General features: G+C 44.0%; 8 protein-coding genes. 4 read left to right on the forward strand and 4 right to left on the reverse strand.

Going from position 1 to position 6797, the window contains the following annotated elements; all coding sequences use genetic code 11:
- The first annotated feature begins 250 nt into the window (after window positions 1–250).
- Window positions 251–1114 carry a DUF4037 domain-containing protein gene (locus QUA38_RS05345; protein WP_333159856.1) on the forward strand — a complete coding sequence of 288 codons (864 nt, stop codon included), beginning with the start codon at window positions 251–253 and terminating at the stop codon, window positions 1112–1114.
- A gap of 73 nt (window positions 1115–1187) precedes the next feature.
- Here QUA38_RS05345 and QUA38_RS05350 read toward each other — a convergent pair whose 3' ends face one another.
- On the reverse strand, window positions 1188–1607 hold the full coding sequence (locus QUA38_RS05350; protein ID WP_333159858.1) for a lysozyme inhibitor LprI family protein: 420 nt from the start codon (window positions 1605–1607) through the stop codon (window positions 1188–1190).
- Between the two features lie 16 nt (window positions 1608–1623).
- A complete protein-coding gene (locus QUA38_RS05355) occupies window positions 1624–1938 on the reverse strand; it encodes a DUF2499 domain-containing protein (RefSeq protein WP_333159860.1) in 315 nt (104 codons plus the stop codon).
- Between the two features lie 291 nt (window positions 1939–2229).
- On the opposite strand from QUA38_RS05355, the gene csaB reads away from it, so the two are divergent.
- The 3 genes from csaB (at window position 2230) to trmB (ending at window position 4803) form a co-directional block, all read left to right on the forward strand.
- Window positions 2230–3276 carry a polysaccharide pyruvyl transferase CsaB gene (csaB, locus tag QUA38_RS05360; protein ID WP_333159862.1) on the forward strand — a complete coding sequence of 349 codons (1047 nt, stop codon included), beginning with the start codon at window positions 2230–2232 and terminating at the stop codon, window positions 3274–3276.
- A 13-nt stretch (window positions 3277–3289) separates the two neighbouring features.
- Window positions 3290–4021, forward strand: a complete 732-nt coding sequence (locus QUA38_RS05365; protein WP_333159864.1) for a Uma2 family endonuclease — start codon at window positions 3290–3292, stop codon at window positions 4019–4021.
- Window positions 4022–4170: 149 nt separating this feature from the next.
- Complete coding sequence (gene trmB / locus QUA38_RS05370; RefSeq protein ID WP_333159866.1) at window positions 4171–4803, forward strand: tRNA (guanosine(46)-N7)-methyltransferase TrmB; 633 nt, start codon at window positions 4171–4173, stop codon at window positions 4801–4803.
- A 148-nt stretch (window positions 4804–4951) separates the two neighbouring features.
- Here trmB and QUA38_RS05375 read toward each other — a convergent pair whose 3' ends face one another.
- Both QUA38_RS05375 and QUA38_RS05380 read right to left on the reverse strand, forming a co-directional pair.
- Window positions 4952–6466 carry a phospholipid carrier-dependent glycosyltransferase gene (locus QUA38_RS05375; protein WP_333159868.1) on the reverse strand — a complete coding sequence of 505 codons (1515 nt, stop codon included), beginning with the start codon at window positions 6464–6466 and terminating at the stop codon, window positions 4952–4954.
- A 23-nt stretch (window positions 6467–6489) separates the two neighbouring features.
- On the reverse strand, window positions 6490–6797 hold a 308-nt coding region (locus QUA38_RS05380), incomplete at its 5' end, for a hypothetical protein (RefSeq protein ID WP_333159870.1).

A 6797-nucleotide genomic window follows, 5' to 3' on the forward strand; every position in this document is an offset into this window, starting at 1 on the left:
AATATAAGATTTGAGAATTTAGATTTTACACCATTGGCGTGTCAAAAGGTAAAATAAAAACAAAATTTTATATCACTTTTGAGCTGGTTTGGGTTGGGGGGTCTGATGTAGCAGCGCATCAGTTCGCCTCCGCCGTATTTGTTAACAATTATCAATTGTTGAGTGACGAGTTAAAAGTTAGGCGTTAAAATCTTGAGTGCTATAGTTAAGCATTTGCTGTTATTTTTAAAGCTCAAAAAAAGGTAATTAAATGCTGCATAATTATCAAATAGCTCTCGAAGAAATTCCATCACTAGCTCAAACTATTGGGGAGCAGTTTAGCAGTTTGCCTCAAGTTGTGGCTGTCGTTTTAGCAGGTTCTCGAACAACTATAGTTACGGATGAGTCGTCGGATTTTGATTTTTACGTGTATGTTGAAGAGGATATTCCTGTTGACATACGCGAGGCGATAGCGAGACAATTTTCCGATCGCATCGCCATCAACAATCAATTTTGGGAACCCGGCGACGAGTGGATAGATATTAACACTGGCTGCGGTATAGATATTATGTACCGCAAGCCCGAATGGATCGAAGAAGAACTCGATCGCGTCCTTGTCAAACATCAAGCATCAGTAGGTTATTCAACCTGTTTTTGGTGGAACGTTCTCACCTCAGTATCATTGTATGACAGAGACGGTTGGTTTCAGCAATTGCAAGCTAATGTCGATCGACCTTATCCAGAACAACTCTGTCAAGCGATAATTGCCAAAAATTATCCGATTTTGCGCCACCAGATTTTTTCATTTCGCCACCAGTTAGAATCCGCTGTTTTGCGCCGCGATTCAGTAAGTATTATCCATCGAACAGCAGCTTTTTTAGGCAGTTATTTTGATATTGTTTTTGCTGTTAATTCTATCCCTCATCCTGGCGAAAAGCGTCTGGTAGAAAGGGCCACAGCTTTGTGTTCAAAATTGCCGGAAGATTTGGACAGCCAGATTGACAGTCTAACTAATTGTGTTTCGTTACCTGCGGGCGATCGCCAAATTTTACATTGTCTTGATGGACTGGTTGACAGTCTCGATCGCTTGTTGATTGAGGCAGGTTTAATTGCTACTAATTCTCTCGCTAACTAGGTACGTGCCACAAAACAATAGTTCCATATCGTAGGGTTAGCAGTGTGTACCTCCCTAAATCGCGATCGAACTTTTACAAACTTGCTTGTTGCAAATAACGCTCCAAGTCTTTAACTCGTTCTTGTGTCACCCTCGCTCTGCAATAACCGTAGGTAGAAGCAGCCAAAGTTCCACCTTCAAACTGTCCCATTTCATAATTGCAAGATTCATCTCTAAACTTGAGCCAACTACGCTGTGCTACTATCAATCTTTGCTTTTGTTTGCTGTTGAGTTTCGGCTGAAGTTGCTGATATACTTGATTGAGTTTTCTGTCTGCTGCCTGAAACTCTTGACTGGAACAGGTATTCTGCTCCTGTGTAGTTTGAGGACTTTTGCAGTTAGGCTGTTGGGCGAGTAGCAAGGAAGTGTTGCTGGCTTTGCTGGGAAGCAAAAATCCGGCTGTCAACAAAAGCAAACTCGCCGCAAATTTTACCCAAATAGTGCTATTTTTCACTTCGTTTCTCCTTGTTTTACTCTTTAATTTTCTCTGCTGGCTGAGCCGATCGCCAAATCCACCAAGCCGCCGCCCATAGAGTAAAATTGCCGATGAGAGTCATCCCCGCTTGCAGGGTAACAATCCATTCTAGGGCTGGGGAGTTGTCAAAATAGTGCCATGTACAGGCACACATTGCGCTGACGAGAGCGGGCAGCATTCCGGCGGAAAGGGCCCACCAAGCTCGGTTTTGAGTGACTTCGCCGTAAGTCCAAATTAACCAGATGGCGGCAATCCACTCGATGACGCTAGAGATGTGAATAATCCAGGTGGGAATTGACAAAGCGTGCATTTTTTGTATTGTGAACCAAGATGAAAAATTTATCGATAACGAAGATAAAAGATTTATCTATCGGGACTTACGAAACTGTCATATAAAGTATGATGCGTCATACAATTTTAGATTAGCGATTTGAGATTTTATTAGATTTGCGATTTGAGCTGACTGATGACGTAAAGCCTTGAAGCTTGCTGACAGTAACATTTTTTTGGTACTAGGATCAAATCTCAAATATCAAAAAAATCTAAAATCTAAAATCTAAAATAGTTAGATTCCCCACCACAAACACAGAAAAGAGTAGAAATGCGAGCAATTTTGTGCGGCTATTACGGTAAAGGCAACGGCGGCGACGAGGCGCTGTTGGCATCGCTACTGCAAATGTTACCAGATGGCGTGACGCCGATCGTCCTGTCTGGCAATCCTGTCGAGACAAATCAGCGGTACGGGGTAGCTGCACGCGATCGCATGAATGCGTTCCAAGTTCTCGAAGCACTCCGCACCTCCGACGCCCTAATCTGGGGCGGCGGTAGTTTAATCCAAGACGCTACTAGCATTGCGAGCCCTTTCTATTATGGGGGTTTGATGGGATTAGCGCAGCGGATGGGCTTAAAAACTGTTGCCTGGGCCCAGGGAATTGGGCCTTTGAAGCGCGAAATGACTCGCAAGTTATCTCAGCGCTGTTTTGCTGGATGCACCGCCGTCAGCGTGCGCGATAAAGGTTCAGCTACTTTACTTGCAGATTGGCAAATTCCCTTTACTTTAGCGCCCGATCCCGTGTGGGCTTTGGAGAATTCTCCCGTGTCGGGTTTGTGGGATTTACCTGCGCCCAGAGTTGCTGTTTGTTTGCGTTCTCATCCTACACTAACTCCCGCGCGTTTGTCAATCTTAACTCAAGCTTTAGTTGACTTTCAAAAAGCAACTCGCACCTTAATTTTGCTGCTGCCTTTTCAAGCGTCTCACGACTTAGAAATTGCGAAACATTTGCACGACGCCCTGCCGAAAAGAAGCCGCATCCTCAGTTTAGACGATCCGAGAAAATTGAAAGGAGTATTCCGGGGAGTCGAAATGGCGATCGGGATGCGCTACCACAGTTTAATTATGGCAGCATCCGAAGAATGCCGCTGTTTTGCCCTCAGCTACGATCCCAAAGTCAGCCAGTTAATGGACGAGTTAGAAATGCCGGGATACTTATTATCAGAATTGCCAGACGATCCTTATTTAATCAGCAAAACCTGGATGGAACACTATGCTAACGGCGACGCCTTATCGCCAGACAGGATAAAATTTATAGTAGAGCGATCGCTCTTTCACCGCGAAGTATTGCGAGCCGCGCTCCAGCAGTCTCCGTAAGAGGTAAAATATCGTGACAGCCAGTACAGCCGACTTAAAAATTACCTGGGAAAAATTGCCAGACGACTTCATTTTAGACGAGGAACCTGTGGAAAATATCGACCAACCCTTGCTGGCTGCCGCCTTGGGGGAAATCTTAGAAATCGCAGGGCTAATTGTAACAGGAATATTAGTTGCCCCAAACATGGGAATTTGTGCGACAGTAGACAGCAAGCTAGTAATCAAAGCTCCAGATTGGTTTTATGCCCGCAACGTCCAGCCGCTTTCTAGTCAAGAAATTCGCCGCAGTTACACTCCCAACTTAGAAGGAGAAGTCCCGGCGATTGTCATGGAATTCTTATCAGCTACTCCCAACGATGAATATTCGATAAAACCAACGTATCCGCCGGGAAAATGGTTTTTTTACGAGCAAGTATTGCGAGTGCCAATTTATGTACTTTTTGAACCTGCCGCCGGAGTTCTCGAAGTCTATCAGTTGAATTCATCAGGGAGATATCAAGTACAGCAGCCGGATTCAAACAATCGTTATTGGATTGAAGGAGTTGGGTTATTTTTGGGTGTTTGGCAGGGAACCAAGGCTGAAAGAACCGGATATTGGTTGCGGTGGTGGGATGAGAGCGGAGAGATGTTATTGTGGGGAGCAGAAATGGTAGAAAGGGAACGGCAGGAAAAAGCAAATGTTCAACAGCGGGCCGATCGACTAGCCGCCCAATTAAGAGCAGCAGGCCTTGAACCAGAAGCCTAATGCAATAATGAGCAATTTAAAATTGTTCCTCTGCAATTTTAAATTGCTCATTAATTAAAAAGTATTGAACAACCTCGCAAAAATCAATATTTATCTGCGTTAATCAGCCTTCATCAGCGGTTAAAAATTACCTTCAGGAGACAGCAAAATTGGCAAGAGTAAGAGTGCGGGAACACGTCAATCCCCTATCAATTAGATATCAAGCATCTGCAAGTCCCCCGGATTGGACTAAAATCTATGCCGACTTAAATTTACCGCTGCATTTAGATATCGGCTGCGGCAGAGGACGGTTTTTGTGGCACATGGCGCAAATCCAAACAGACTGGAACTTTCTAGGATTAGAAATTCGGGAACCTCTAGTAGAGGAGGCGAATCTTTGGCGAGACGAAAAAGGCTTGACAAATCTGCACTATTTGTTTTGCAATGCGAATAGTTCCCTAAAGCCAATTTTAGAAACTTTACCCGCAGGTATTTTGCACCGAGTTAGCATTCAGTTTCCCGATCCGTGGTTCAAGAAAAAGCACCACAAACGGCGGGTAGTGCAGCAGGAATTAGTCAACGAATTGGCAACTTATCTGGCAATTGGCGGCGAAGTTTTTATCCAGTCAGATATTGAAGAAGTAGAAAGGGAAATGTGCGATCGCTTTTCATATCACCCCAGTTTTAAACGTCAAAACGGCGACAACTGGCTAGCAGAAAATCCCCTACCTGTTGCTACTGAAAGAGAAATTGCTACTCTGAAACGCGGTGAACCAGTTTATCGAGCACTCTATCAAAAATAATTCTCGCTTTTGCAAACTCACCTTTGTCATAAATGTTATAACTTACATCTTGCACCTTTGTTAGGAACAGGCAAGATGCCTGTTCCACAAAACTTAATTTTCTTGTGGAACGGGCATCTTGCCCGTTCATAAAGGAATTATTTCTAACTTAAACCCAAGACGGCAGCCACATCCTAATTTTCCATTCCATTTGCGACAAAGGCAGTCCCAAATAGATAGGCATCCAGAAAATAAAAGCACTCAAAACCAGAAAAATAATTGTTACCCCCATCCCTCGGAGTCTAGTTTGAGGGCTGTGCAGCCACCTGTCAACCCACCAAGCAAGTGCTAAGGCTGCAAACACAGAACAGCCCATATAATGGTACAAAAATATGCAGCGAGTCACCTTCACCCAAGGCAGCAAATTAGCGACCCAATTAACTATTAAATATAACCCCAGCCACATTTCAGCAGTCGGCGGAAACAAAATCGGCCGCTGCTGTTCTATCGTGTCAACAGAAGCCTCGCTGCGCGTTTGCAGCCACACCAAAATCCGGTGAACTAAAACTCCTATTACTAGCAGTAAAGCTAAGGTTGACAACCACCAAAGGAAGGGATTTCCCATCGCGTGAACGTCAAAAATTGCCTGAGTTGCACCTTCAGGTAAAGGCGGCAAAACCGGATCTGGTTGGGCATTGCTGCTAGCAGTTTTGTAGAAGTAAACTATGGGGCGCAGCATCAAAGGCCAACTGTACCACGTGGAACAGTAAGGATGTACATCTGGGCCGCTTTTAATCCGCTGGTGATAAGTCAAAATTTCCGTTTGCATCTGCCAGAAATTGGGAGTTGGATTAAAGTGCAGGTGAGGAATCCAAGAGATGCTGTAAACTATAATAGGAATAATAGCTAGACTTAAGCAGAGTTCTATAAGATTGAGTTTAGTGAGTTTTTGTACGGGACTTTCGGCAGGAATTAAAGGTGAATTTACCTCGCGGCTTTGTTCTTCATTTCCTCTGTTACCCTGGATAAAACGAACGGCCCAAGCACAGATTAAAATTAGATAAGTACCGAAAAGAAACCACAATCCGTTCCATTTGATAGCCGCAGATGCGCCGAAACCTATCCCGGCGAGTACCAGCCAAAGCCAGCGCTTTTTGCCTTCTGCTTCTACGGCTTTTAAAATAAATAACTGACCTAAAATTCCAAACAAAACTAGATAAATGTTGTTCAGCGCGTAGCGAGACTCAACTAAAAACAAACCGTCGCAGGCGATAAACAAAGCAGCAAGAAAAGCAAAGGTGCGGCGCCGAACTAGCTGATAAGCTAGCCCTCCCACAACTAGGGGAATAAAGGAACCTGTAAGAGCATTCAGCCAGCGGTAATCCCAAGGGGAAAGCAGGGAACCTGCCATACTGTTGACGGCGGTTTTGCCGAATGGAAGGTGAGTTCCGATCCAAATGCCGATCGCAATTATGTACTGGCTCAGAGGCGGGTGAGCGTTGAAAAAAGGAGTTTTGGTGAGATAATCGTTGGCAAATTTAGCGTAATAAACCTCGTCAAATACTAAAGTGTTAAATCGCTCTAGTTCCCAAAAGCGTAGACTTAAGGAAAAAAGGAAGACACCGAGCATTGCTAGGGAGAAAATAACATTCGATTGGTTAAATTGTTTTTTCTTGATTTTCATAAAACAGCAGCAAATAATAGATACTAAATTTGAGGGCGATCGCTAATTTTAAATTTCTGAGTTAAGAGTAACGTAAAATAGAACTTGTGCAGAAACCGAATTTTTGAGGAGAAACCGGGTTTTTTGGAAACACCCGGTTTCTTAAACCCGGCTTCTAATAATGCTTGGAGAGTGCAGCGAGAAGCAGTAGCAACTATGGTTTCACCAAAGGCTCCCCATCTAATTGGCAAGCCGGAAGGAAAAGCGGACATCACAAGGTGCGATAGATTATGATAGCAGCTAATCATGTCTTTTTTGAGCGAGTGCTTATGAATCCCATACTTTCGATTTG

It is taken from the genome of Microcoleus sp. Pol12B4 (assembly GCF_036701385.1).
Lineage (GTDB): Bacteria > Cyanobacteriota > Cyanobacteriia > Cyanobacteriales > Microcoleaceae > Microcoleus.